The 23306-nt window shown below is 57.5% G+C and carries 24 protein-coding genes, 1 tRNA gene and 1 pseudogene; 15 read left to right on the plus strand and 11 right to left on the minus strand.

What is annotated here, in order from left to right; genetic code table 11:
* Positions 1 to 27: 27 nt before the first annotated feature.
* The 5 genes from HDF12_RS10485 to HDF12_RS10505 all read left to right on the plus strand — a co-directional run bounded on the left by HDF12_RS10485 (position 28) and on the right by HDF12_RS10505 (position 4467).
* The gene (locus HDF12_RS10485) at positions 28 to 255 is read left to right on the plus strand and encodes a hypothetical protein (RefSeq protein ID WP_179582697.1); all 228 of its coding nucleotides are present in this window, start codon (positions 28 to 30) and stop codon (positions 253 to 255) included.
* A gap of 28 nt (positions 256 to 283) precedes the next feature.
* Complete coding sequence (locus HDF12_RS10490; protein WP_179582699.1) at positions 284 to 1012, plus strand: L-ribulose-5-phosphate 4-epimerase; 729 nt, start codon at positions 284 to 286, stop codon at positions 1010 to 1012.
* Positions 1013 to 1143: 131 nt separating this feature from the next.
* Complete coding sequence (gene araA / locus HDF12_RS10495; protein WP_179582701.1) at positions 1144 to 2598, plus strand: L-arabinose isomerase; 1455 nt, start codon at positions 1144 to 1146, stop codon at positions 2596 to 2598.
* Positions 2599 to 2701: 103 nt separating this feature from the next.
* The gene (locus HDF12_RS10500; RefSeq protein WP_179582702.1) at positions 2702 to 3802 is read left to right on the plus strand and encodes a LacI family DNA-binding transcriptional regulator; all 1101 of its coding nucleotides are present in this window, start codon (positions 2702 to 2704) and stop codon (positions 3800 to 3802) included.
* A 206-nt stretch (positions 3803 to 4008) separates the two neighbouring features.
* Positions 4009 to 4467, plus strand: coding sequence for a tyrosine-type recombinase/integrase (locus HDF12_RS10505; RefSeq protein WP_179582704.1), 459 nt, complete (start codon positions 4009 to 4011; stop codon positions 4465 to 4467).
* Between the two features lie 220 nt (positions 4468 to 4687).
* Here HDF12_RS10505 and HDF12_RS10510 read toward each other — a convergent pair.
* A tRNA-Val gene (locus HDF12_RS10510) sits at positions 4688 to 4762 on the minus strand.
* Positions 4763 to 5046: 284 nt separating this feature from the next.
* Here HDF12_RS10510 and HDF12_RS10515 point away from each other — a divergent pair.
* From HDF12_RS10515 to HDF12_RS10530, 4 genes are all read left to right on the plus strand, one after another.
* Entirely contained in the window at positions 5047 to 5697 is a 651-nt protein-coding gene (locus HDF12_RS10515; RefSeq protein ID WP_257025485.1) for an RNA polymerase sigma factor, read from the plus strand.
* Between the two features lie 64 nt (positions 5698 to 5761).
* Positions 5762 to 6265 (plus strand): anti-sigma factor family protein, encoded by a 504-nt coding sequence (locus tag HDF12_RS10520; protein ID WP_179582706.1) that lies wholly within the window; start codon positions 5762 to 5764, stop codon positions 6263 to 6265.
* Between the two features lie 322 nt (positions 6266 to 6587).
* Positions 6588 to 7028 (plus strand): DUF3106 domain-containing protein, encoded by a 441-nt coding sequence (locus HDF12_RS10525; RefSeq protein ID WP_179582708.1) that lies wholly within the window; start codon positions 6588 to 6590, stop codon positions 7026 to 7028.
* 484 nt (positions 7029 to 7512) lie between these two features.
* Positions 7513 to 8757, plus strand: coding sequence for a TlpA disulfide reductase family protein (locus HDF12_RS10530; protein WP_179582710.1), 1245 nt, complete (start codon positions 7513 to 7515; stop codon positions 8755 to 8757).
* A gap of 234 nt (positions 8758 to 8991) precedes the next feature.
* Here the strand turns inward: HDF12_RS10530 and HDF12_RS10535 are convergent, their stop codons facing one another.
* From HDF12_RS10535 to HDF12_RS10560, 6 genes are all read right to left on the minus strand, one after another.
* Positions 8992 to 10437: an alpha-L-fucosidase gene (locus HDF12_RS10535; RefSeq protein ID WP_218892347.1), complete on the minus strand. Its 1446-nt coding sequence runs from the start codon at positions 10435 to 10437 to the stop codon at positions 8992 to 8994.
* 142 nt (positions 10438 to 10579) lie between these two features.
* Positions 10580 to 11515 (minus strand): proline dehydrogenase family protein, encoded by a 936-nt coding sequence (locus tag HDF12_RS10540; RefSeq protein WP_179582713.1) that lies wholly within the window; start codon positions 11513 to 11515, stop codon positions 10580 to 10582.
* Positions 11516 to 11621: 106 nt separating this feature from the next.
* Positions 11622 to 12164 carry a hypothetical protein gene (locus tag HDF12_RS10545; RefSeq protein ID WP_179582715.1) on the minus strand — a complete coding sequence of 181 codons (543 nt, stop codon included), beginning with the start codon at positions 12162 to 12164 and terminating at the stop codon, positions 11622 to 11624.
* A 52-nt stretch (positions 12165 to 12216) separates the two neighbouring features.
* A complete protein-coding gene (locus HDF12_RS10550; protein WP_179582717.1) occupies positions 12217 to 12759 on the minus strand; it encodes a hypothetical protein in 543 nt (180 codons plus the stop codon).
* A gap of 279 nt (positions 12760 to 13038) precedes the next feature.
* The gene (locus HDF12_RS10555) at positions 13039 to 14838 is read right to left on the minus strand and encodes an amidase (RefSeq protein WP_179582719.1); all 1800 of its coding nucleotides are present in this window, start codon (positions 14836 to 14838) and stop codon (positions 13039 to 13041) included.
* A gap of 258 nt (positions 14839 to 15096) precedes the next feature.
* Positions 15097 to 15666: a hypothetical protein gene (locus HDF12_RS10560; protein ID WP_179582721.1), complete on the minus strand. Its 570-nt coding sequence runs from the start codon at positions 15664 to 15666 to the stop codon at positions 15097 to 15099.
* 166 nt (positions 15667 to 15832) lie between these two features.
* Between HDF12_RS10560 and HDF12_RS10565 the strand changes: the two genes are divergently transcribed.
* Complete coding sequence (locus tag HDF12_RS10565) at positions 15833 to 16327, plus strand: hypothetical protein (RefSeq protein WP_179582723.1); 495 nt, start codon at positions 15833 to 15835, stop codon at positions 16325 to 16327.
* A gap of 52 nt (positions 16328 to 16379) precedes the next feature.
* Here the strand turns inward: HDF12_RS10565 and HDF12_RS10570 are convergent, their stop codons facing one another.
* A complete protein-coding gene (locus HDF12_RS10570) occupies positions 16380 to 17726 on the minus strand; it encodes a zinc dependent phospholipase C family protein (protein WP_179582725.1) in 1347 nt (448 codons plus the stop codon).
* A 61-nt stretch (positions 17727 to 17787) separates the two neighbouring features.
* Here HDF12_RS10570 and HDF12_RS10575 point away from each other — a divergent pair, with 61 nt between their 5' ends.
* Both HDF12_RS10575 and HDF12_RS10580 read left to right on the plus strand, forming a co-directional pair.
* Positions 17788 to 18321 (plus strand): TlpA family protein disulfide reductase, encoded by a 534-nt coding sequence (locus tag HDF12_RS10575; RefSeq protein ID WP_179582727.1) that lies wholly within the window; start codon positions 17788 to 17790, stop codon positions 18319 to 18321.
* Positions 18322 to 18455: 134 nt separating this feature from the next.
* Positions 18456 to 19115 (plus strand): cysteine hydrolase family protein, encoded by a 660-nt coding sequence (locus HDF12_RS10580; protein WP_179582729.1) that lies wholly within the window; start codon positions 18456 to 18458, stop codon positions 19113 to 19115.
* Positions 19116 to 19162: 47 nt separating this feature from the next.
* Here HDF12_RS10580 and HDF12_RS10585 read toward each other — a convergent pair.
* Positions 19163 to 19450: pseudogene (locus tag HDF12_RS10585) on the minus strand (SRPBCC domain-containing protein); the annotation flags it as partial.
* Positions 19451 to 19633: 183 nt separating this feature from the next.
* Between HDF12_RS10585 and HDF12_RS10590 the strand changes: the two are divergent.
* Positions 19634 to 19954: a helix-turn-helix domain-containing protein gene (locus tag HDF12_RS10590; protein ID WP_179582731.1), complete on the plus strand. Its 321-nt coding sequence runs from the start codon at positions 19634 to 19636 to the stop codon at positions 19952 to 19954.
* Positions 19955 to 19956: 2 nt separating this feature from the next.
* On the opposite strand, the gene HDF12_RS10595 is transcribed toward HDF12_RS10590, so the two are convergent.
* Both HDF12_RS10595 and HDF12_RS10600 read right to left on the minus strand, forming a co-directional pair.
* Complete coding sequence (locus tag HDF12_RS10595) at positions 19957 to 20568, minus strand: D-sedoheptulose-7-phosphate isomerase (RefSeq protein WP_179582733.1); 612 nt, start codon at positions 20566 to 20568, stop codon at positions 19957 to 19959.
* Between the two features lie 285 nt (positions 20569 to 20853).
* A complete protein-coding gene (locus HDF12_RS10600) occupies positions 20854 to 21210 on the minus strand; it encodes a cupin domain-containing protein (RefSeq protein ID WP_179582735.1) in 357 nt (118 codons plus the stop codon).
* Between the two features lie 242 nt (positions 21211 to 21452).
* Here HDF12_RS10600 and HDF12_RS10605 point away from each other — a divergent pair, with 242 nt between their 5' ends.
* Entirely contained in the window at positions 21453 to 22904 is a 1452-nt protein-coding gene (locus HDF12_RS10605; protein ID WP_179582737.1) for an ammonium transporter, read from the plus strand.
* A gap of 43 nt (positions 22905 to 22947) precedes the next feature.
* Positions 22948 to 23286 (plus strand): P-II family nitrogen regulator, encoded by a 339-nt coding sequence (locus HDF12_RS10610; protein WP_158794762.1) that lies wholly within the window; start codon positions 22948 to 22950, stop codon positions 23284 to 23286.
* Positions 23287 to 23306 lie beyond the last annotated feature (20 nt).

Here is a 23306-nt window from a genome sequence, read left to right on the forward strand (position 1 = left end):
CGGGCACACAGTATCGGAGATTTTCATATGGCGGAAGGTACAGGACGTGGCGAATCACTCTCGATTTGGTTCTTCGTTGGAGGCCTCACTCTGCTCTACGGCATCATTCTTTTGCCGTATGGCGCGTATGAGTGGTTTAGTGGACATGAGAGTTCCACCGTACTCAGCAACCTTCATCCCACTTTCTGGTGGGGTCTGCTGCTGACACTCTTTGGCGGGTTTTACACCATCCGCTTTCGCCCGGGAAAGGGATGAAGCTCGAAGCGACAACTGGAGACAGGACATGCGACTTACACAACTACGCGAGGAAGTCCTCGAAGCAAACCTGGAACTGGTCCGTGGAGGACTCGTGCTCTACACCTTCGGCAACGCTTCGGGCGTCGATCGCGAGCAAGGCCTCGTCGTCATCAAACCCTCCGGTGTTGACTACGACGAACTCAAGCCCGAACACATGGTGGTAACCGATCTGGAGGGAAACATCATCGAAGGGAATTTGCGGCCTTCGTCCGATCTCGATACCCATACCCTGTTGTATCGGGAGTTTGGAGAGATCGGAGCCGTCGTTCACACACACTCTGAGTTTGCTACCAGCTTTGCGCAAGCTGGACTGCCCATTACGGCATTCGGCACAACCCACGCGGACTACTTCCACGGGCCGGTTCCTGTGACGGCACCACTCTCCGACGAAGCGATCGAAGGGCAATATGTTCGCGAGACAGGTGTGGCGATCGTGGCCAGATTTCGCGGAGAGGAAGACCGCGCCGCTATCGATCCTCTTGCAGTCCCTGCATGCCTCGTCCACGGACACGCCCCCTTTGTATGGGGAAGAACGCCACACGAAGCCGCCCATAACGCTGTAGTGCTCGAAGCGGTTGCGCGCATGGCATACCGCACTCTCTTACTCGAGGCGAACATGCAGCAGGTGTCACAGACCCTACTGGATCGACATTACTTTCGAAAGCACGGTGCCAAAGCCACCTACGGACAATCAAGGAAGGAGCAGGACCTTTGAGCGGGCCAATTGAGTTGACGCATCTCCTTTAATGCTTATAACTTGTCAGGAAAGCTTTTCCGAAGAAATTTTGGTTTTTCTTCACTCAGCAAAATTGAACGTCTCGAGCCGCAAGCCTTAGAGGGGGAGCTGTGAAAGTCTCAAAGAGTCTTAAAATCTGGTTTGTTACAGGCAGTCAACACCTTTATGGAAAAGAGGCGCTCACGCAAGTAGCGAATAACTCAAGAGAGATCGCCGGTTCCCTCAACGCCGGATCTGTCATTCCCTACGAGATCTTTCATAAACCGACGGTAACAACTTCCGAAGAGGTTAAAGCTCTCTGCCGGGAAGCAAACGCCGATGAAACCTGCCTTGGTCTCGTGCTTTGGATGCATACCTTCTCGCCGGCGAAGATGTGGATCGCCGGCCTGATTGCGCTCAACAAGCCGATCCTGCACCTTCACACGCAGTTTAATCTCGCTTTGCCTTGGTCTTCCATCGACATGGATTTCATGAATCTCCATCAGGCTGCGCATGGAGACCGCGAATTTGGCTTCATCACGGCACGATTGAAGTTGGCCCGGAAGGTGGTCGTAGGTTTCTGGCAGGATCCCGATACGGTGCTTGAGATCGCCGCCTGGACGAGAGCGGCTGCGGGCTGGCATGAATCGCAAAGTCTGAAAGTCGCTCGCTTCGGGGACAATATGCGGGAAGTCGCAGTCACCGAAGGTGACAAAGTCGCGGCTCAAGCCCAGCTGGGATACAGCGTGAATGGTTACGGAGTCGCCGATCTCGTCGATAGGATTCAACAGAGCTCCGAGACGGAGGTGGCAAAACTTGTAGATGCCTACCGCGAAGATTACTCCATTGCCAAAGAGCATGATCGTCCGGAGGCTCTGCGCGCTGCTGCAAGAATCGAGCTGGGACTTCGCGGCTTTCTGACCGAGGGCGGCTTCGGTGCGTTCACCGATACCTTTCAGGATCTGCATGGCCTCGACCAACTGCCCGGCATCGCAGTTCAGCGTCTGATGGCGGATGGATTCGGTTTCGCTGGAGAAGGGGATTGGAAGACAGCCGCGTTGGTACGTACCATGAAGGTTATGGCCCTAGGCCTACCTGGAGGCACCTCCTTCATGGAGGATTACACCTACGATTTCAGCGGCACGCCCAAGGTCTTGGGTTCGCATATGCTCGAGATCTGTCCTTCCATCGCAGCTGGGAAGCCATCTCTGGAGGTGCACCCGTTAGGAATCGGAGGCAAGGCCGATCCTGTCCGGCTCGTCTTTACTGCTCCCCCTGGTCCTGCCGTCGTCACCTCTCTCGTTGATATGGGCGATCGTTTCCGAATGATCGTCAACGAGGTGGACGTGATCCAGCCTGAGCAGCCGCTTCCGAAGCTGCCAGTAGCACGTGCCGTATGGGTGCCTAGACCAAGTCTCAAAATTGCTGCTGCAGCCTGGATCTATGCGGGAGGAGCCCATCACACAGGCTTTAGTCAGGCCCTTACTCTCGAACACCTTGAAGACTTTGCAGAGATTGCAGGCATCGAGCTGGTCATCATCGACTCGGAGACTCGCATACGAGACTTCCGCAGCCAAATCCGGTAAGCGATTTTTGAGTCTCTGATCGCCCAGGGCTCCTAGCGGAGCTTGTCTTCTGAAAGACAAGGATCGTGGCGTAGAGTACTAACGTAGACGGAGGCTTACTGACTTGCCCGCATCGAAGAGCATCTCTCGGCTGAAAACACCTATCCCAGCATCCTCCAAAGGGACCAAACGGGGCATCCACGCTGTTGCGGAGCGTGCTGGCGTTTCTATCGCAACGGTCTCAAGAGTAATGAATGGCGTCACAAACGTCGATGCAAAGCTCGCGCGTAAAGTTTGGAAAGCCGTTTCTGAAACGGAATACGTTCCGAATCGCCACGCTCAAGCTTTAATCTCCGGCCGCACCCGTCTCATCGGCCTTCTTGTCCCCGATATCATGAATCCGTTCTTCCCCGAGCTCATCCATGGATTCGAACAGGCAGCGACCGCTCAGGGCTTTGGAATTCTCATTGGCTCGACTCACGATGTAGCTAGTGAGACCGAAGATTGGGCCCGACGCATGTTGGAGCACGGTGTCGAAGGACTGGCGCTGCTGACCTTCAAAGAAGAAGATCCCCATCTCTACGATCTTCTAAAAAAGACGCCGATGGTTCAAATCGAAGCTGGTAAAACACCAGACGGGCCCGAAATCATCGCAGTAGATTACGAAACTGGCATTCGCCAAGCCGTGCAGCACCTAGCCGCGCTCGGACATCGCGACATTGTCTTCGCGGCCGGATCGCCCGATAACTTCACTGCCGAACTTCGTCGAACCTGCTTTAGGAAAGCGATGCGCGAGATCGGAATTGTGGTTACCAACGCGATCTTCGACGAGGAGCACACCCTTGAAGGCGGCATCGCTGCAGCGCACAAAATCCTTGGACGAAAGATCCTTCCCACCGCCATGATCTGCTCCAACGACCTTATGGCTATTGGAGCCCTTAAAATTCTGCACTCCAGAGGTCTCGACGTCCCAAAAGACATGTCCCTAATTGGTCTCGACGATATTCATCTTGCGGAGTTCACTTCGCCCCCGCTCACGACGGTTCGAATTCCTCGTACACAACTTGCCGAAGCATGTTTTGATCTACTCTTCCGAAAACTAAGGCCGTACGAGGACGCGCCCACGAGACAAATTGTGTCTACATACCTCGTGATTCGCGAATCGACAGGATTCCCTCCTCATGCTTTACAGGCTGCTGCCGCCAAGGGTAAAGAACGATCATAAAGAAAAAAATCTTGTGCGGTTTTCCCGCGATCCTGGTCATTTGTTCTTTGCCTCTCTATGTCGGAGTCATTCCGGTTTCGTACCACTCGCTTACAGTCGCGATGGTGATGCTCGCGTACCAACACGCACTGCGCTATGGATGGGCGGAACGAAACCCGATCAGGGAGGTGAGGCAAAGTGCTAAGCGCCAGCAGGAGCCAGACGTATTGACCCCTGAGGAAGTAAGAGCACTCTTCCGAACGATTCCGGGTTATGCGCGTGTGATGGTTGTCGTTGCGGCCGTTACGGGTCTGCGACGCGGCGAACTTGTTGGGTTGAAGTGGGAAGATATCGACTTCCACAACGGCAAACTTCATGTTCGCCGATCTCTCGTGGATCAGAAGGAAGGTCTTCCAAAGACTCAACTTTCGAAAAAGCCTGGTGCGCTAGAAGGAGCACTAGCCTTCACGCTAAAGGAGTGGAGTCAGCAAACCAGCTACTCCAAACCATCAGACTGGGTTTTCGCTAGCCCTTATCGGGCAGGACGAACTCCATACTGGCCCGGCACCGTGCTAGAGAAGGTCATTCAGCCTGCAGCACGGGAAGCAGGAATTACGAAGACAATAGGGTGGCAACCTTTCGGCGCACGATTGCAACACACGTTGTGGCGAATGGAGAGTCAATAAAAACTGCTCAGGAGTATATGAGACACGCCACGCCGACGATGACCCTAGGAACATACGCGCAAGCGATACCAGAGGAAATCAGAGCGGCACAGAACAGGATCGCGTCGCTCTTTGGATTGGGTATAGATGGCACAGTCGTAACTGACTGTGCCTAATGTTCCTTTCCGTTCCCGGAATAGTTCCCAATTATGGGGTTTTAGCGTCTAAGTTGTTGATTTTATGGTGGGCACAGCAGGATTCGAACCTACGACTTCCACCGTGTGAAGGTGGCACTCTACCGCTGAGTTATGCGCCCGGAACGGCTTCGGCTGACTACGCGAGCCGCTAGCCTAAGCTTTTGTATAGAATAGCATTCCTCATTTCTCAAGACCAGATTCCAACTAGCCAGCCATTAGTTATGGGCAATATTTGGGTATGGCTTTCGATGACGGTACAATCGACCAGCAGATGTCCGCTCCCTCTCCGAATTTTGGTCACCGAGACCCCCATGATCCCCTTGAGCGAGAAGGCTCTGAGGAGATTCCGGCGAAATTTGATCAAAAGGCGCAACCCCACGAGAAAGATGGGGTTGAGGATGATATGGCTACGCTGGCGATCAATCCGAGACTCTTTGAAAACCTTCAGGTTGCAGAGACGCATCGTGCGACCGGCGACTTTGGACAGATGGATGACGCCGCAATCATGCTCGAGTTGCGCGCCGGAAACATGGCCGGGTTCGATTTTCTCATCCAGAAATACCGCAAGCCCATTGTTCACTTCATGTATCGCATGGTTCACAACCAGGCGGTCGCAGAAGAGCTGGCTCAGGAGGTCTTCCTCAGGGTCTACCGTTCGCGCGAGACCTATCGTGCCGAAGCTAGGTTCAGTACCTGGCTCTACCGGATCGCCACCAACCTTGGCGTCAACTATGCACGCGACACCAGGCACGAACGGACCGCTTCTACCGTCTATCTCGATGAGGCGGATTCCGAAACCGGGACAACGCCCGATGTCGCGGACTCTACGCCGGATGTTGAAGCCAAGCTCCTGAGACAGGAACGTCTCAATGCTATTCGCCAGCATGTACTCGCGCTTCCGGAACGGCAACGCATGGCGGTACTCATGCACAAGTATGAGGGTATGGATTATAAGCAAATTGGTGACGTTCTCAAATTGAGCGAGTCCGCCACGAAGTCGTTGCTCTTCCGCGCCTACCAGACGCTGCGCGACAAGCTGAAGGCTTTTGTTTAGGTTCGCTGGAGTTTTACGCGCGCATCTTTGACGCGCTGCCGAAAAGAAATTGGAAAGGTTCACAATGATCTGTAAAGACTGCCAATCCGCAATCGTCGATCTTCTTCTGGATCCGGGCGCGCCTGCGAGTCGAGACATGCAAGCCCATATTGAGTCGTGCCCCGCCTGCGCTCAGGAGTTTCAATCGATGCAGGCTACCTTCGCACTGCTCGATACCTGGCACGCTCCAGAGCCGTCCCCGTACTTCGATCAAAAGCTGGCTGTGCGACTCCGCGAAGAGCAGACACTTGCGCCGGCCGGTTGGTTCGAGCGGCTTAGGTCTCGTCTGCTTTTCAATACGGGGCGTCAGCTTCGCCCGGCGCTTGCTGGAGGCCTTGCGTTGGTTCTCTTGTTGGGCGGCGGAGCTGTCGCCAATTTCACCGGATTCCCTCACTCAACCCCCGAGACCTCGGCGACGGTTCAAGACCTGCAGATCCTCGATAAGAACGATCAAGCGCTGCAAACGATGGATCAACTCTTGCAGGACGACGCTCCGGCCGATGATTCTACCGCCCCGCCCAGCAGCTAGTCTCCCGGGCAGGATGTTCGACTTCAAGAAAATTCGATTGAAGGGAGATGGAACACGATAAGCTGCTCTGAACACAAAGTCTTATGAAACTGCATTTCTTTTACACGTTGAAAACATGCCATCTTTCTTTCAGTTACGGCCTTCTGCTCGACTAGTTTTTGCCGGGATGATCCTGTCATCCGCGACGATGATTGCTTTGGCCCAGCCGGGACCTGCGCATAGAGCGGGGGTGGCTTTTCGTGCGCCTATTGGTCAGTCGCGTCCAAGCCCTCCTGTGCCGGCGCCAGCGCCGAAGAGGAATCAGGAACACCTGGCCCAGTGGATGGACCGTCATAGCAACCTTCCTCTTGCGGAACAACAGCGTGCTTTGGAAAATGAGCCTGGCTTCCGCGATCTTCCCCCGCCGACTCAGCAGCGCATGCGCGATCGTCTGACGCAACTGAATAACATGTCACCGGAGCAGCGCCGAAGAATCCTTGACCGCACCGAAGCGATGGAGCGTCTCACGCTGCCGCAACGACAGCAAGTTCGCGGCGCCATGCAGCAACTTGGTGGGCTCCCTGAAGACCGTCGCCGTCTCGTTGCGCGGGCCTTCCGCGATCTTCGCGAGATGCCTCAACCTCAGCGCCAGGCTATCCTCGACTCTGACCGCTTTCGTGGGCAATTTTCAGATCAGGAGCGGAGCACACTCTCCAATCTTCTCGCTGTCGAACCATATCTTCCGGTTCGGCGGCCAAATGACGGTACTTCCTACGGAAAATGATTCGGTAGCGCATGTTTTCTACAAGGAGGTAGCCGCCCGAAGGCGGCTATTTTTGTTGCAGGGAAGGGGCAGGGCTATGGGTGAGGGACACCGTCTGCTTTTTGGCCCAGCTTCTAGAGGCTATCTCCGGAGGTAGACGATCAAGCCAATCAGGATTGCGGCGAGGTGATCGCAAAGTCCAAACAGATCCGAGATATCTCCTGAACGGTCTCCCTCCCCATAGTGGATACAGTCTGCGCTGGTCCCGGTTTACTATCCATACAACTTTGGAAGAAGGATTGTGGTTCCTTTGCGCAAGGCGCAGGGGGTGCCCCTTGACCTGGTTGCTCTGCCCGGCCTAACCTATGGGTATGCACATGCAGCACAGCTTCTGTTGTTGTCGCCGCTCCCCGCTGGCCTGACACCTGTGCTCCGGGTCTGCTGTTCAAGCCGACTCCGATTTAGACTCGTCTCACATAAATCTAAGAAAGAATCGAGATCTTCCATGAAGCTCTTCGCCAGTCTTTTTCTGGTCGCAGTCTCTGCCGTCGCTCAGGGTTCGAAGCAAGGTGCAATCGTCGGTCCGTGGGTGGGCGATGCTACGGTCCACGGACAGCAGGTTCCTGTTCGTCTCGAAATTACCGGTAGCGGTAATGGTCTTCAGGCGGCTCTACTTAACGGCCCGGAACGCAGCCCCGCGTCTGGCGTCAGCTATGTTGGCAATCATCTGGTGGTCACGTTCAACTACTACGCGAGGACGCTTGACGCGACGGTAGCTGATGGTCACTTGACGGGGACGTTCGGCACGATTGCTACACGCTATCCGGTCAGTTTGAGTTTGCATGGGGCGGCTGCCGGCGCGGTTGGAGCGGGGGGCCAGGATATTCACGGGGATTGGGAGGTCGAGGTTAAATCGTCCAAGGGCGAGTCGGCGTGGCAGCTTCGCATTGAACCTGCTGCTCAATCGAACCAGGTGAAGGCGGTGATTCAGCGCATCGATGGAGATACTGGTGCTCTTTACGGCAGGTGGACAGGGCACGAGTATGTGATTGGGCACTTCACTGCTGCTGGGCCTGCGGCTTATAGCGTGGCTCCGCAGACGGATGGGACGTTGCTGGTTTCGAATATGCTGCGGGCGGATGTGAATGAGCAGCAGAATTTGGTGGCTCGCAGGCCTGCACAGGCGCGGGCCGCGGCGCTTCCCGGGATGACGGATCCTACGCAGCAGACTACGGTGAAAGACCCCTCGGCGCGGTTTGCCTTCAGCTTTCCGGATCTTAGCGGGAAGTTGGTTTCTAATACCGATCCGCAGTTTGATGGGAAGGTTGTGATCGTTGCGATTGGCGGGTCATGGTGCCCGAACTGCCACGATGAAGCGCCTATGCTCGAGAGCCTTTACAAGCAGTTTCACAGCCAGGGCCTGGAGATTGTGAACCTCTCGTTTGAGGAGGCGGACCAGTTGAAAGACCCGACGAGACTACGTGCTTTCATTGAGAAATATGGGCTTACTTACACGGTTTTGGTGGCGGGAGAGACTGAGCAGTTGAACGAGAAGATTCCGCAGGGGGTGAACTTGAACTGCTGGCCTACTTCGTTTTTTCTGGGAAGAGATGGGCGGGTGAGGGAGGTCCATGCGGGGTTTGCCGGGCCGGCGAATCCGCCGGCGCATGAGGCGCTGGTGAAGGAAGTTACTGAGCTGGTGGAGCGGCTGCTTGAGGAGCTGGTTCCGACTCAGTCTGCTTCGCGCTGATTTTGCGATTGTTTTTAGAAAAAAGTTTGACCCCGGGGAGACCCGGGGTTTTGCTGTTTTTGCTGAGGTTTTTGAGGGTATTTTGGAAAAACGTGGTGGCTGGACGTGGTTTTTTGGTGGTGAGAACGTGGTGGATTGCGTGGTAAACGTGGTGGGAAAGATGTCGTTTTTTTGGCGATGAAAAATACGCCAAGTTTTTGAACTTTATTTTCGGATGGCCCGCCTAGGTGCGGTTCAGGTTGTGATGGGTTCGTTGTAGACTCCGAATTCGGCTATGCCGGGAGGGCGGCCGATGCCTTCGAGGGTGAGGCGAACGCGTTGTGCAGTGACCCGGCGAAATTGGTGGAGTTGGAAGGTGGAGGGGGTTCGACCGTTTAGGATGTCGGTCCACCTTCCGTTGTCCCACAGTTGCAGACGGTAGGAGGCGATTCTGCTGTCTGGTCCGTACTGCTGGAGGTAACGAGGTTCGACGATGGAGATCGTGTTGAACGCGGTCGGTCTTTCGAATGCGATCTCGAGCCAGTGGGAGTTCTGGCCTTCGTCGCAGATCCAGTAGGTGTCGAACTTATTATCGTTTGCGAGGTCGGGTCCGATGGTGTCGGGGCTGCTGCTTGCGAAGGATGGCTTGGCGAAGGCGAGGTTGGGGGTCGTGATGGCCACCGACGGCTGCAGGCGGGGCGAGGTGCCGGGGTGCTTCCAGAGTTGGCCAATCTCCGCGAGGCGCTTGATTGCGTTGTCGTCGAATCGGCCGTCTGGGTTGGGCGCGACGTTGAGGATGAGATTGCAGTGCTGCTCGTTGAACGGGATGAGCCAGTCGTTCACGATCTGCCGGGCGGAACGAAGTTCCTGCGTGGGGTAGTCGCGCTTCCAGAACCATTCGCTCTGGAGGGTGGTGGCGGATTGCGAGGGGACGAGGCTGTCGGCGGGGATCTTCTGCCCGGCGTGCTGCTCGTATTGGCGGATGTCGGTGTAGTAGAGCGCGGAGCCTGGATACTGGCTGGCGTTGTAGTCGGTGACGAGGCAGTTGGGCTGGAGATGTTTGACGTGATCGTAGATTTCGCGGAAGGGAAGCTGGTCGTAGGTGATGCGCGTCCAGGGGGCGTTCCAGCCGTCGAAGATCATGGCTGTGATCTCGCCGTAGTTGGTGAGGAGCTCGGTCAGTTGTGCTTTGATCAACTCGACTTTGCGGGGAGTGATCTGATATGGGCGGATGTCGGCGCGAAGATCGAAGATGGAGAGGTAGAGGCAGACCTTGAGGCCGTGACGACGGAACGAGTCCACGTAGGCGCGGACGATGTCGTGTTGGAAGGGAGCGTCTTTGACGCTTGGGCTGGTGGTTGCGGTGGGCCAGAGGCAGAAGCCGTCGTGATGCTTGGTCGAAAGACACCCGTAGGTCATTCCGGCCGAACGAGCTGCCTGCGCCCACTGATCGGTGTCGAGATGCGCGGGGTTGAAGAGTTGAGGTGAGGCTTTGGGGTCTCCCCACTCGCGCTGCTCGAAGGTGGCCATGTTGAGGTGGATGTACATGCCGAATCGTAGGTCGAGGAACTCCTGCTGGAGCTGGAGCATCGGCTTGTGCGGCTTCGCCTGTGTTTGCGCGATCAACTGAGTTGCGCTTGGGATCGATCCAGCTGCTGCGATTACGCCGTAGGTGAACTGACGCCGATTGATTGCTGACAAGGCGGGGCTCCTGTTTTCGATAGCTACGGCTTTTGTCCTGCCGGACGGGCCCACTGCGCGTGGGGCGGTCACTTCGTGACTTGTGTACCGGTCTTGGTGAGTGAAGTGCTTGGGGCCTCCCGTTGGTCGGCTGAGAAAGAGGCTAGTTTTTGAAGAAGTTTTTGGCTAAGAAGATTACGTTGGCGGGACGCTCTGCCAGGCGGCGCATGAAATAGGGGTACCACTCGGGGCCGAAGGGGACGTAGACGCGGACGCCGAAGCCTTCGGCGGCGAGACGGCGCTGGAGGTCGCGACGGACGCCGTAGAGCATCTGGAACTCGAAGGCCGACTTGTCGATGTTGTGCTCACGGACGAAGGTTTGCATCTGCTCGACGATGGCTTCGTCGTGGGTGGCGATTCCGCAGAAGACACCTTTGCCGGTGGTTGAGCTGGAGAAGGTGACCATGCGTTTCATGAGTTTGACGTAGTTGGCGTCGACGTCTGATTTGGCGGGGAAGGCGATCTCGGGGCCTTCCTTGTAGGCTCCCTTGCAGAGGCGGATGCGGATGTTTTCGTTGAGGAGGCGTTCGGTGTCGGCTTCGGTGCGGAAGAGATAGGCCTGGAGGACGGTGCCGACGGCTCCGGGGAATTTTGCGGCGAGGTGCTCGGTCATGACGATGGTGGCTTCGGTGTAGGGGGAGCCTTCCATGTCGATACGGACGAAGGATTGGACGTGGGCGGCGTGCTCGACCATCTCGCCTACGATGCGCTCGGTGAGGGCGGGGTCGAAGTCCATGCCGACCTGAGAGAGTTTGACGCTGACGTTGGCGTTGAGGCCGCGGGTGTGAATGGCGTCGAGGAGCTGGTGGTAGATGTCGGCGGACTTGCGGGCTTCGGCTTCGGTGGTGACGGATTCGCCGAGGGAGTCGAGGCTGACGGCGATGCCTTCTTTGTTGACACGCTGGCAGGCGGCGAGGGCTTCCTCGACGGACATGCCGGCGACGAAGCGGCCGGACATCTTTTTGCCTACGGTGGAGCGCTCTGAGAAGGAGCGCAAAGACTTGTTTTGAGAGAGAGCAATGAAAGCAGATCGCAGCAAACGTGGTACCCCTGAATTCGCCAATTGGCGCGAGCTCTATTGTTTCACGGGATGAGTGCGAAGGGCGAGGCGGGGGTGGTGCCTCAATGGCGTCGGGAGGGATCGTCTATTCGGAGGGATGAAGGGGCTGCTCGCCCCAGTGATCGGAGTGGATTGGTTTAACGTTCTGCCAGTCTTTGAGGCCGCCGGCCGACGTTACCTTCGGCGTCACCAACTGCCGTATCCGCGCCGCGGTTTGGATGGGATAAAGAAGTAAGTAGAGCAAAGCGATGTGGCCGGTACCGGATGTACGGGCACTGAGAATTACGGCGACTGCTGCAACGCCGATCAGGAGCCAGCTGGTCCAACTCCAAAGTGGCTTGGCGACCAGCACGCGCACCGGTTCGAGTTCAGCCTCGCTCCAGATTTCACCCTTGAGGCCACGCTTGAATCGGTGTTCTGCCCAGAGGGAGAGAGCTAATCCGATGGCAAATGGCGCGAAGTATGCGAATCGCAGACGATCAGTCCACAGGACAGCCCAGAAACCTTCCCCGTTTGCAGTCAGGCGTGGGATATGTACGAAGGACAGGAACCATGTGCTCGCTGCTATCACTGCGCCTGCGATGGCCCAGGTTACGAGCTGCTTCGGGTCTGGGCTTCGCTTCGCCATGGCGAGATTATAGACAGCTGTGAGGTGCTCTGAGACCCGGGCGCCAGTAAATTCAGTTATCCATTCTTATCAGGTATCGGCTTTCGCGGAGGTGTTGATGCAGGTCGGCGAGATGGGTGAGGTACTGATTGAATCCTGTGGCTACGCGTTTCATCATCTTCTCTCTCTTTCCGACGGCTGCCATGAGATAGCACTCTTTGCCCATGGCCGAGTAGAAGTTGATGTTGTGGCGGTGCTTGTTCTGGGTTTGAAAGAATCCGGCGTAGAGAAGAATGTGCGCGCCGGCTGACTCCATCCATAGCGGGTTCTTCGCGCTGGTTAGCTGTCGCATCATGAGCTCGGCGATCTGGGTGAGATCTGCGAACTGGCGGAACTCGTGATCGCCGGGGTTGTAGTCAGGAGAGAGGAGCTCGGTTCGATCGACTGACTGCAGGCAGAAATGACCAAGCACGCTTGCGAGATAGACTCCGGTGGAGTCGGAGATCTGGGACCACTGCTCACTTCCTATCGCTTCGTGGAGATGGGAGGCCCAGAAGTTCAGCGCACGTTCTTCGGTGACCCCGTACAGCTCGTCGAAGTAGTTGGTAGATGACATATCCGAACCCCCGGCCCTAGGTTTGCGAACAGTGTGTCCTTGTTATCGGCTATCTCTCGTGCGCGGAGAGTATTTAATTGGTTGGACGTAATCAAGTGATTACCTCCTCCCTCTATTTATTTGTTTTTGGCGGCAGCTTGATATCGATGGCCGGGCTGTGTGTTATTGGCTCTGCGGGGGGAGGCGCTCGCGGCGTAAAGGGTCGGGTGTGATGATGACGTTGGTGATTCCGGTCTCGTCTTCCATGGAGAGAAAGATGAAGCCCTTTGCGGTGTCTGGTTAGAAGCCGGGTGGGTTTTCGTGGGCTACGTTGAAGTGGCGCTCGAGGGCCAGGCCAGCTCGGGCGATGGTGCCCTCGTCGAAGAGGCGGCCGATGAGGGTGACTCCGTGTGGGACGCGGCGGGGTGGGTTGAACTTGGGGAGGGGCTTGGCGGGGTCGGGTGCCCAGTCGCTGCGGGCCTCGGAGACTTCGACGAATCCGGCGCGGAGAGTGAGGGAGGGATGGCCGGTGAAGTTGGTGATGGTGAGGATCTCGTCGCGGAGGGAGGGGACTAGGAGGAGGTCTGGTGCGTTGGGGCCAGAGCTGAAGATGCGGGCCATCTCGATGGCGACCATGCGGCGGAGGCGGTCGGCCTGGACGTAGTCAACGGCGGAGAGGAAGCGGGACTGACGGAAGGTGTTGGGCCACGCGTCGGGGACCTGGGCTTTGAGCTGGTCGAGTTGATGGTTGAGGGTGATCTCTTCGAAGGCGGCGGCGGATTCGGCGAAGAGGATGAGGTCGAGGTTGTCGTAGGGCCAGTCGGGGAGGGTGACTTCGACGGGGGTCATGCCGAGGGTGGAGATGGCGGCGAGGGCGGCGCGGTCTACGTCGGTGGCGGGGGCTTCTTTCATCCACTGGGGGAAGTAGCCGATTTTTAGATTTTTTATTGGGGCGGTTGCGTCGAAGTCTAGTTTGCTGGGGACGCAGGCTACGTCTTTGCCGTCGGGGCCGGTGATGGTGTTGAGGACGAGCATGGTGTCTTCGACGCTGCGGGCCATGGGGCCGAGTTTGTCGAGGGACCAGCAGAGGGTCATGGCTCCGGTGCGGGGCACGCGGCCGTAGGTGGGGCGAAGGCCGGTGACGCCGCAACGCATGGAGGGGGAGACGATGCTGCCTCCGGTTTCAGAGCCGATGGCGAAGGCTACGAGGCCTGCGGCGGTGGCGGCTCCGGGGCCTGCGCTGGAGCCGGAGGAGCCTTCTTCGAGGAGCCAGGGGTTCATGGTTTGGCCGCCGAACCAGACGTCGTTGAGGGCGAGAGCGCCGAGGGAGAGCTTGGCGATGAGGACGGCTCCAGCTGCGTTGAGGCGTTCGGTGACGGTGGCGTCGGCGGTGGGGATGCGGTGCTGGAAGGGCTCGGCGCCCCAGGTGGTGGCGATGTTGGCGGTGTCGAGGAGGTCCTTTGCACCCCATGGGATGCCGTGGAGTGGGCCGCGATAGTGGCCGGCGGCGATTTCAGCGTCGGCGGCTTTGGCTTGCGCGAGGGCGTGATCGCGGGTGAGGGTGATGATGCAGTTGATCTTGGGATTGAGGCGTTCGATGCGCGCGAGATAGATCTCGGTGAGGCGCGTGCTGGTGAGCTTGCGAGTCTCGATCCAGCGGGAGAGCTGGTGGACGGGGGCGAAAGCGATGGCTTCGTCGGTGGTGGGGAGTGGGGCGTCGGATTGTGTTCGGAGGAATTCGTTTTTTGCGGGGAGGGTGGGCTGGCCGGGGAGGATGGAGTTGACGAGGGAGTACGGCGCTGTGGTGGTGGGGATGGCTACTTTGCGGGGGCCGGTGCGGCGTTCGTAGAGGGGAGCCATCGCAGCGCGCCAGTTGCCGGCGGCCTGGGCTCGGTCTTTTTCGGTGAGAGGGAACTGGACGAGCTTTTCGGCTTCGGCGAAGGTGGCGGGGGAGACCTCGGGGCCTACGGAGGGCGAGGTGCCGAAGGCTGGTGGTGCGCCGGGAGTGGTTGGGGTGGAGGGGGTTTGGGCGAGTGCGGAGGCGGAGGCGAGCAGGGTGAGGGTGCTTTGGGTCAGGAATTCGCGGCGGGATTTCGACATTGGTTCCTCTGGGGAGGATTGTAGCGGGAGAGGCGCGATGAGATGTCATTCGATTGTGGATTCACGATGTGAGCCGCTTTGGTCGAGAGGACGGCTTTTTGCGATGGAAGATGGAGAAAGAGCCAGAGCAGATTCCTTCGCTTCGCTGCGGAATGACAACAAGAAGGACATGCAACGACAAGTGCAACCGCAGACAGCAGCGAGCGACAAGAGACGACAGCGGGCAGCAAGGAGGAGCTGGTGTGTGTTGATTGATGGCTAGTCGGGGACCTGCCAGCCTACTGGGGATTGGGCGAGGGTGATGGTGGTGGTGGCCTGGCTGGTGGTGGCATGGGCCATGGCAGGGAAGGCGGCCTGAACGTCGTGACTCTCCGCCCAGACGGGGACTTCTTTCATGGTGTAGCTGTAGGTGACTGTGGTCTCTTTGAAGCCGTTGGCGACTGCGACGGGGGTGAAGCTGCCGATGCTGGTGACTTCGCGGTGGCCGTAGCAGAAGCGCGGGGCGTAGCGGGTTCCGGCAGGGGCTACTGTGTAGCGGCTGACGTGGATGCTGGTCTCGACGGACTTCTCGAGGAGAAGATTTTTGACGAGGGTGTCCATCTGCTTTGTTTTTTCAGGGTCGCTGGTCTCAAAGGGAAAGCGTGTGTCGGTGAAGAGGCACTCGGGATGGTCGAGGTAGTGGTTGTTGATGCCGGTGGTGAAGTTGGCGGGGGTCGCGGCGGCTTTCCCGGTGTTGTTGCATCCCGTAAAGACGAGAGGGGCAATAGTTAGAAGGCTAAGTGCGGCGGCGAGTGCGGTTGAGGCGGGCTTGCATTGAACGATTTTCATCGCTTCTCCTGTCACTTTTACTAGTTGGATGCAGCTGAGAGGGATGAGAGAGTTGTGGGAGCGTTTGTAACTGAGAGTGGTTCAGGTTTTTCGATGTGTGAGCGGGTGCGCGAGTCGGCGTACGCTTATTCAACCAAGGGGACAAAAGAGAGCGGAGGAGATTGCGATGAAACTTATGAAAGGGCTGTTGATAGGTACGGTTGCTTTGGGGACGTTGAGTGCGCTGGGCCAGGCTCCCGCCGATGCGAATACGGGACGGCCGACGACCGAGGATGATATTGCGGTTTTGCGGCAGGATATTCAGGCGGATAAGACTGAGATTATCACTCGCAGTATGCAGTTTACGGACGACCAATCGAAGGCCTTCTGGCCGGTGTACCGCAACTACGCGCATGATCAGCAGGTGATCGGGGATCAGCGGGTGTCGTTGATCAAAGACTATGCGGCGAACTATGACCATTTAGACGACACCCAGGCGCAGTCTTATATCGAGCGGGTGTTGAAGTTCGATGAGGACAGCCTGAAGCTGCGAAAGAGTTACGTTTCGAAGTTCGAGAAGGCGATCGGAGCGAAGCAGACCGCGAAGTTCTATCAGGTCGATAACCGGTTGAGTCTGCTGGTGAGTGTGCAGCTGGCAGCTTTGTTGCCGATTATCAAATGACGCGATCGGGAGAATAGGAGGTACCTGCTTCTTGATAAGCCGCTTGTGCAGGCTAGTCTGCGTCTAGGATTCCATCGGGGACGGGGTCGAGCACGCCTATGGTCTTCATGGTGTCGAGTGTCTTTAGATTGGCCTGGACTGCAGCCCACTTCTCCGGATCCTTTTTTGTCTCGATGGGGGATTGCGGGTCGGCGTAGTAGGCGATGAGGTCGTGTTTGACCTGGAAGGGAACGACGTTGTCGGGGTTCTTGGTGATCATGGCTAGAAGCTTTGCGTAGGTGATGTCGGTGAGTCGGTAGCCACCGGGTCGAATGACTTCGCCGGTATCGAGGTCGCGGTTGGCGATGTAGTGATCGATGGTGTCCCAGTTGGTGAGGACCAGACGCATGGCCTTGATGGATCGGTTCACGCTCTTGATGTAGAGGTCTTCGGTCTGTTGATTGGGGCCTTTGATAGCGAGGAGTTTGAAGACCCCAAACTTGGGCAGGATGTAGATGAAGCCTGCATAGAGATGGCTGCGGACGCCGGGCTTTTTGCGGTAGGCCTCCCAGTTGTTGTCGGTCGCGGCCTGACGGAGGTCCACGGTGAGGGCGTCGAGATCGGGGCTGGGAAGATCGTCAGGGAAGTTCTTTTTGTGGAGGATGGTTTCGGCGCGGGCGATGTTGGGAAGGAAGCGGCGGACAGCGTAACGGTAGACGCGGATGGAGGTTTGTTTGCTGCCGATGATGTCAGGGAGGCGGAGGCCGTAGGTCTCGAAGAACGCCTTGCGGAGAAGGACGATGGGAACCTCGAGGCCGACGAACTTGGTGTAGGCGGAGGGCGCAAAGCGCGCCTTGCTCAGCTGGTTGATGTCGAAGGCGAACTCTGTCTGGACGTGGGCGTGGGGATTCTCGGCGTAGTTCACCGAGCGACCGTATCTCTGCTCGAGCTTGGGGAACTCGATGGGGACAGATTCGTTGACGGCGTATTTGTGGCCAATGTTGTCGCCGATGTAGTGGGAGAGAGAGCCGATGGCGAACGCCACTTCATCGGGCGTGCCGGCATTGTGGATGAGAGAGAGAACGAAGTCGCCGGAGCGGACGTAGTGGGTGAGGTCGGAGAAGAAGGCGTTGCCGAAGGGGTAATAGCCGAAGTCCTGGATGGCGCTGCCACCGTAGGCGTAGGCGTGCGCCTCCTGGAGCTGGGCATCGGTGAGGGTGGGGAATTTTCTGAGCAGGAGCGGCCGGATGGACTGCTTCCAGGCCAGGTCGATGATCTCCTGATGGGTCTGCACAGAGTAGGGAACGGCGGGGATTGCCGTGAGAAGCAGAGCCGCGAGGATTATTGTTTTGAGCAGGGTGGTACGGCGGTGGGTGGGAATGATGGTGTTCGTCCCTTCTGGCTTTTGGTCCTGCAGCATCTCTCACACTGTACATAGCTCGGGGGACGGAGGAAAGAGTTAGGTTGGTGGAGGGCAGTGGATGATGCGGTCGAAGTGGATACGATATGGGGCTGGACTGATTGCGTTCGCCGTGCTGAGTTGGGCGTGGTACTTTGCCACGGGGAAGTCGGGCGGGATCGCATCAATGGCTGATAGGAAGGCGATGCCGGAGCTGGTGATGACACAGCTCGATGGCGGCACGTGGCGGATGGCGGAGCATCGGGGCCAAGTGGTGCTGGTGAACTATTGGGCGAGCTGGTGCGGACCGTGCTGGGAGGAGACGCCGGGGTTGATTCGATTGTCGAAGGAGATGGGGCCGCAGGGACTGGCGGTGGTGGGAGTGGCCGTCGATGAAGGTGGAACGGCAAAGGTGAAGAAGTTTGTGGAGGAGTTTCATGTGCCGTATCCGGTGACAGTGCCGGAGTTGGGATCGCAGATGGCCTATGGGATGGCGGGTGTGCCCACGACGGTGTTGGTTGATCGGCAGGGGCGGGTGGCGAAGACTTATGTTGGGGCGGTGAGGCAGGGAGATTTCAAGAAGGACGTAGAGGAGTTATTGGCAGAGGGAAGGTAGAGTTCAGTGTCTGGCCGATTGGTTGATTGACGGTTAGCCGGGCTACTGCCGAATGCGATGCTTTTCATCGTCACATGACCCGATAAAGCGTAATGTGGCGTCCGAATGATATCTCTCATTGAAAAAGGAGGTCTATGAACTTCGACAAGAACGACACCGCAGTAGTCTTTATCGATCCTCAGAATGACGTGTTGAGTGAGAAGGGCCTGAGTTGGCCGCTGCTCCACGAGAGCCTTAAAGAAAACAACACGATTGAGAATATGGAGCGCATCTTCAAGGCTGCGAAGGCCTATGGATACGAGGTTTTTATCTCTCCTCATTATTTTTATCCCACCGACAAGGGATGGAAGTTCAATGGTCCCCTCGAGACCGATGAGGTTATTCATAACGAGTTCGGTCGCAAAGGTGTCATGACTCTCGATGGCTTTGAAGGATCGGGGGCAGACTGGCTGGAGCGATTCAAGCCGTACATCGAGGATGGCAAAACCATCGTAGTTTCACCGCACCGAGTATGGGGACCGGAGAGTAATGACCTGGTTCTGCAGCTCCGCAAACGGAGGATCAGCAAGATCATTCTTGGCGGAATGCTGGCCAACATGTGCGTCGAATCTCACCTTCGCGAGTTGGTCGAACAAGGCTTCGAGGTCGCCGTGGTTAAAGACGCTACGGCAGGGCCAAAGCACCCGGAGTGGGGCTATGGCTACACGGCGGCACTCGTTAATTATGCGTTTATTGCACATGCGGTTCCGACGACGGAGGAGGCGGTGAAGGCGATGGAGCGCGGTTCGCAGTAGGGCAAGCTTTTTTTCGCTAGTGAGTCGCCTTCATCATTCGGCGAGGTTTAATACGCGCCCTTGCGGAGGTTGATGCCGTACTCGAGGAAGGCTTTGAGGGCGCAGCTCATCTGGGTCCAGCCCTGGCAGTTTTCGTAGGAGCCGTCGAGGCCTGACTGCGTGTCGCGCCATCCGGATTCGATGATGCGGACGAGGGTGTTGGAGGGGTCGAGCTGCTCAAAGGTCATCTCGACGGTGGTTTTGTAACCGGCGGAGGGCGGCAGTTTGTTGAGGAGAAGATCGACCTTCTCGTGGGCGTCCCACTCAAGGATGATTTGTTTGCCGGGTACAACTTTTTTGACGGAGACGGGGACGTCGCCGGGAAAGTCGGCGAGGCGTTGAGTTTGGTGGGGTTGTAGACGGCGTCAAAGACCTCGGCGACGGGCTTTTGGATCTTGGTCTGGACTTGAAATTTGAGTTGCATGGGCTGGTTCACCTCGCGATGGATTGGCGATATTTATATGTTATGTTTTTATAACATGTCAAGAAAAGATTCTCAGGGCGCGGTGTTCAAGGCGCTGGCCGATGACCGGCGGCGGGAGATTCTGGATCTGCTGCGGGATGAGCCGAGGACGACGGGGGAGCTCTGCGCGCACTTCAAAAAGGTCGATCGGTGCACGGTGATGCAGCATCTTGGAGTTTTGGAGGGAGCTGGCCTGGTGATTGCGAAGAGGGAGGGGCGAGTGCGATGGAACTATTTGAATGTGGTTCCGGTGCAGGAGATCTACGACCGGTGGATCAGCCTGTTTGCGCGGCCTTCGGTGGAGTTGCTGACGCGATTGAAGCGGGATCTGAAGTAGAACTATTCGCTGAGGATCTGGTGCTTGTGGTCGAGGTCGTGGCCGAAGGCGAAGCGCTCGACGAGCATGCAGAAGATGTGCTCGAGGGCGAGGTGGGACTCCTGGATGTTCTGGGTGATGTCGGAGGAGACGACGATGCTGTAGTCGCAGAGGGGGCGCATCTTTCCTCCGCCTGCGCCGGTGAAGCCGATGGTGGGGATGCCGATGAGTTTGGCCTGGGTGATGGCGCGGAGGATGTTCTTCGAGTTGCCGGAGGTGGAGATGGCGAGGAAGACGTCGCCGGGTTGGGCGAGGGCTTCGAGCTGGCGGGAGAAGAGATGGTCGAAGCCGTAGTCGTTGCCGGCCGCGGTGAGGATGGAGGTGTCAGTGGTGAGGGCTATGGCGCGGAGGGCGGGGCGATTGACGGTCAGGCGAACGACGAACTCGGCTACGAGATGCTGGGCGTCGGCTGCGGAGCCACCGTTACCGGCGACGAGGAGCTTGTGGCCGGATTGCATGGCTTCGGCGGTAAGTTTGGCGATTGAGACGAGGGTGTCGGAGATGTTTTCATCGGCGAGGACGGCTTGAAGTGTGGCGATGGACTGAGCGAGTTGCTTTTGGACCAGGTGCTTCATGAAGTCTCCGGCGTGGTTTTGGTTGCTGATGCAAGGGTACGGGATTGTAGGTGTGATGTCGAAGCAGGGTATGTCCTGCCGGACGGGCCCGCTGCGCACGGGGCGCCCACTTCGTGGGGTGTGTACCTTGTCTGGGCGAGTGAGAAGTATGGGTGCTCGCGATGCTCGCTCCGACCAACGGGAGGACCGAAGAAGATAATCCTGCCACGTCCGGTATACGCGTCACGAAGTGACCGCTCGCCGCGCAGGCGGCCCGTCCGGCAGGACAGATCTTTCTTTTCTCCGTTAGCGGAGGTAGCTGTCGTCTTTGTCGATCCAGTCCTGACGGGGTGGGGCGAAGATGTCGAAGTCAATGGTGTCTTCAAGGGCGGTGGCGGAGTGGGGAAGGTTGCCGGGGATGACGAGGATCTCGCCTGCTTTGACGGTGTGCGAGGTGCCGTCGTCGTAGTCGAAGCGGAGGGCGCCTTCGGTGATGAAGGTGATCTGCTCGTTGGGATGGGAGTGACGAGGGACGATGCAACCCTTGGCGAGTACAACACGGGCGAACATAGCGAGGCTGCCAGTGACGAACTGGCGGGTGAGGAGGGGATTGAGTTGTTCGGGTTCGATTTCATTCCAGCGATGGAGAGTTGCGGTCGACATGGTGAGCGCCTTTCGAAGAGTGGTGAGTGCATGTAGGGTTGCGGATGAATTTCTTGCTTTGTGATGCGCGCCGCCTTGTGTAGAGTAAAGCGAACCGAGGCGGTGCAGAGGTGCTTCGCTTCTTTTGACGTTAGAAGATTGAGTCGTAGGTTGCCAGCGTGGCGAATTGACGGCGTATCTCTTCTCTTCCTGATGGCTTCGTTTATTTTGAAATGACTAACTTTGAAACGGGTGATTGAACCATGCGTCTTCCAGTGGCGAAGGTGTTTCTGGCTTTTCTGTTTGCGCTGATTGTCGGCGGATCGGTAGTGGGTGGATCGCGGGTGATGGCGCAGACGGCGGCTCCTGCAGCGTCAACAGCGACGCTGGGTCAGGCGGACCGGATTGCGGCGCTGGAGAAGCAGAACGCCGATAATGCGGCGCTGATCGCTGCGGCGCAGACCTCGGGGGATAACGCCTGGATGCTGGTTTCGGCAGCGCTGGTGTTGATGATGAGCGGGCCTGGGCTGGCGCTGTTCTACGGCGGTCTGGTGCGAAAGAAGAATATTCTCGGCACGATGATGCAGACCTTTGCGATGATGGCTGTGATTACGGTGCTTTGGGCGTTTGTGACGTATTCGCTGGCATTCGGCGAGGGAAATGCGTTTATCGGCGGGTTGCACAATGTGTTTTTGAAGGGTGTGGGGCTGGCCCCGGATGTGAAGTATGCGGCGACTATTCCGCTGCAGACGTTCATGGTGTATCAGCTGATGTTTGCGATTATCACGCCGGCCTTGATTACGGGAGCTTTTGCGGAGCGGATGAAGTTTTCGGCGATGCTGGTGTTCATGGTGCTGTGGGCGCTGATGGTTTATAGCCCGATGGCGCACATGGTCTGGGGCAAGGGTGGTTTGTTGAATGCTTCGCTGGGCGGAAAGTTTCCTTGCCTGGACTTTGCAGGCGGGACGGTGGTTCATGTGACTTCGGGGGTCTCGGCGTTGGTGACGGCGCTCTACCTAGGTAAGAGGTTGGGGTATCCGAAGGTGCCAATGCCTCCGCACTCGGTGGTGCTGAGTTTCATTGGAGCTTGTCTGCTGTGGGTGGGTTGGTTTGGGTTCAATGCCGGTTCGGCGTTGAGCTCGGGGACGTTGGCGACTTCGGCGTTTGTGGCGACCCACTTTGGAGCTGCGGCTGCGGCCATCGGCTGGAGTGTGGCGGAGTGGATTCGGCAGGGCAAGCCTTCGGCACTCGGAGCGATCTCGGGCGCCGTGGCTGGTTTGGTGGCGATTACACCGGCTTCGGGGTTTGTGACGCCCATGTCGGCGTTGTGGATTGGACTGATCGCTGGGGTGTTCTGCTATTTGATGGTCGTGAAGGTGAAGGCGGCGTTTGGGTATGACGATTCGCTGGATGCGTTTGGCGTACATGGTGCGGGCGGAACGATAGGCGCGATTCTTACTGGGGTGTTTGCCAACAGCGTGATCAATCCGATCTTTGGAGTTGGCAAGGCGACGGGGCTTCTCGAAGGAAATGGGCACCAATTGCTGAACCAGCTGGTGGGCGTGGCGATTGCCTGGAGTCTTTCGATTGTGGGAACGCTGGTGATTCTGTTTATCGTCGATAAACTGATCGGGCTTAGAGTGAGTGAAGATGCAGAGCGCGAAGGACTCGATCTTTCGCAGCACGGCGAAGAAGGATACGATTGGGCGCACTAAAGTTTCGGCGGTAGAACGATCGGCTCGAGAGGAAGATACAGATATGCAGAAGATTGAAGCGGTGATTCAGCCGTCGAAGCTGGACGCGGTGAAGGATGCGCTGGTGGAGATTGGCGTTGAGGGGATGACGATCACCGAGGCTCGGGGGCATGGGCGGCAGAAGGGGCATACGGAGTTCTACCGCGGGCGCGAGTACTCGGTTGATCTGCTGCCGAAGGTGAAGCTTGAGGTGGTGGTGACGGACGAGATGCTGGATAAGGCGATTCTGGCGATTACCAGCGCGGCTCGGACGGGGACGATTGGGGATGGGAAGATCTTCATTTCGAAGATCGATGAGGCGATTCGAATTCGTAACGATGAGCGTGGAGAGATCGCGCTCTAAGTAATTCGGGCCAGATGAAT

Source organism: Tunturiibacter gelidiferens (assembly GCF_013410115.1).
Taxonomy (GTDB): Bacteria; Acidobacteriota; Terriglobia; order Terriglobales; family Acidobacteriaceae; genus Edaphobacter; species Edaphobacter gelidiferens.

Coding starts and splice junctions, on each gene's coding strand:
- HDF12_RS10485 (WP_179582697.1), top strand. CDS start 28: ATGGCGGAAGGTACAGGACGTGGCGAATCACTCTCGATTTGGTTCTTC.
- HDF12_RS10490 (WP_179582699.1), top strand. CDS start 284: ATGCGACTTACACAACTACGCGAGGAAGTCCTCGAAGCAAACCTGGAA.
- HDF12_RS10515 (WP_257025485.1), top strand. CDS start 5,047: ATGGCTACGCTGGCGATCAATCCGAGACTCTTTGAAAACCTTCAGGTT.
- HDF12_RS10520 (WP_179582706.1), top strand. CDS start 5,762: ATGATCTGTAAAGACTGCCAATCCGCAATCGTCGATCTTCTTCTGGAT.
- HDF12_RS10525 (WP_179582708.1), top strand. CDS start 6,588: ATGGACCGTCATAGCAACCTTCCTCTTGCGGAACAACAGCGTGCTTTG.
- HDF12_RS10530 (WP_179582710.1), top strand. CDS start 7,513: ATGAAGCTCTTCGCCAGTCTTTTTCTGGTCGCAGTCTCTGCCGTCGCT.
- HDF12_RS10545 (WP_179582715.1), bottom strand. CDS start 12,164: ATGGCGAAGCGAAGCCCAGACCCGAAGCAGCTCGTAACCTGGGCCATC.
- HDF12_RS10550 (WP_179582717.1), bottom strand. CDS start 12,759: ATGTCATCTACCAACTACTTCGACGAGCTGTACGGGGTCACCGAAGAA.
- HDF12_RS10555 (WP_179582719.1), bottom strand. CDS start 14,838: ATGTCGAAATCCCGCCGCGAATTCCTGACCCAAAGCACCCTCACCCTG.
- HDF12_RS10560 (WP_179582721.1), bottom strand. CDS start 15,666: ATGAAAATCGTTCAATGCAAGCCCGCCTCAACCGCACTCGCCGCCGCA.
- HDF12_RS10565 (WP_179582723.1), top strand. CDS start 15,833: ATGAAACTTATGAAAGGGCTGTTGATAGGTACGGTTGCTTTGGGGACG.
- HDF12_RS10570 (WP_179582725.1), bottom strand. CDS start 17,726: ATGCTGCAGGACCAAAAGCCAGAAGGGACGAACACCATCATTCCCACC.
- HDF12_RS10575 (WP_179582727.1), top strand. CDS start 17,788: ATGATGCGGTCGAAGTGGATACGATATGGGGCTGGACTGATTGCGTTC.
- HDF12_RS10580 (WP_179582729.1), top strand. CDS start 18,456: ATGAACTTCGACAAGAACGACACCGCAGTAGTCTTTATCGATCCTCAG.
- HDF12_RS10590 (WP_179582731.1), top strand. CDS start 19,634: ATGTCAAGAAAAGATTCTCAGGGCGCGGTGTTCAAGGCGCTGGCCGAT.
- HDF12_RS10595 (WP_179582733.1), bottom strand. CDS start 20,568: ATGAAGCACCTGGTCCAAAAGCAACTCGCTCAGTCCATCGCCACACTT.
- HDF12_RS10600 (WP_179582735.1), bottom strand. CDS start 21,210: ATGTCGACCGCAACTCTCCATCGCTGGAATGAAATCGAACCCGAACAA.
- HDF12_RS10605 (WP_179582737.1), top strand. CDS start 21,453: ATGCGTCTTCCAGTGGCGAAGGTGTTTCTGGCTTTTCTGTTTGCGCTG.
- HDF12_RS10610 (WP_158794762.1), top strand. CDS start 22,948: ATGCAGAAGATTGAAGCGGTGATTCAGCCGTCGAAGCTGGACGCGGTG.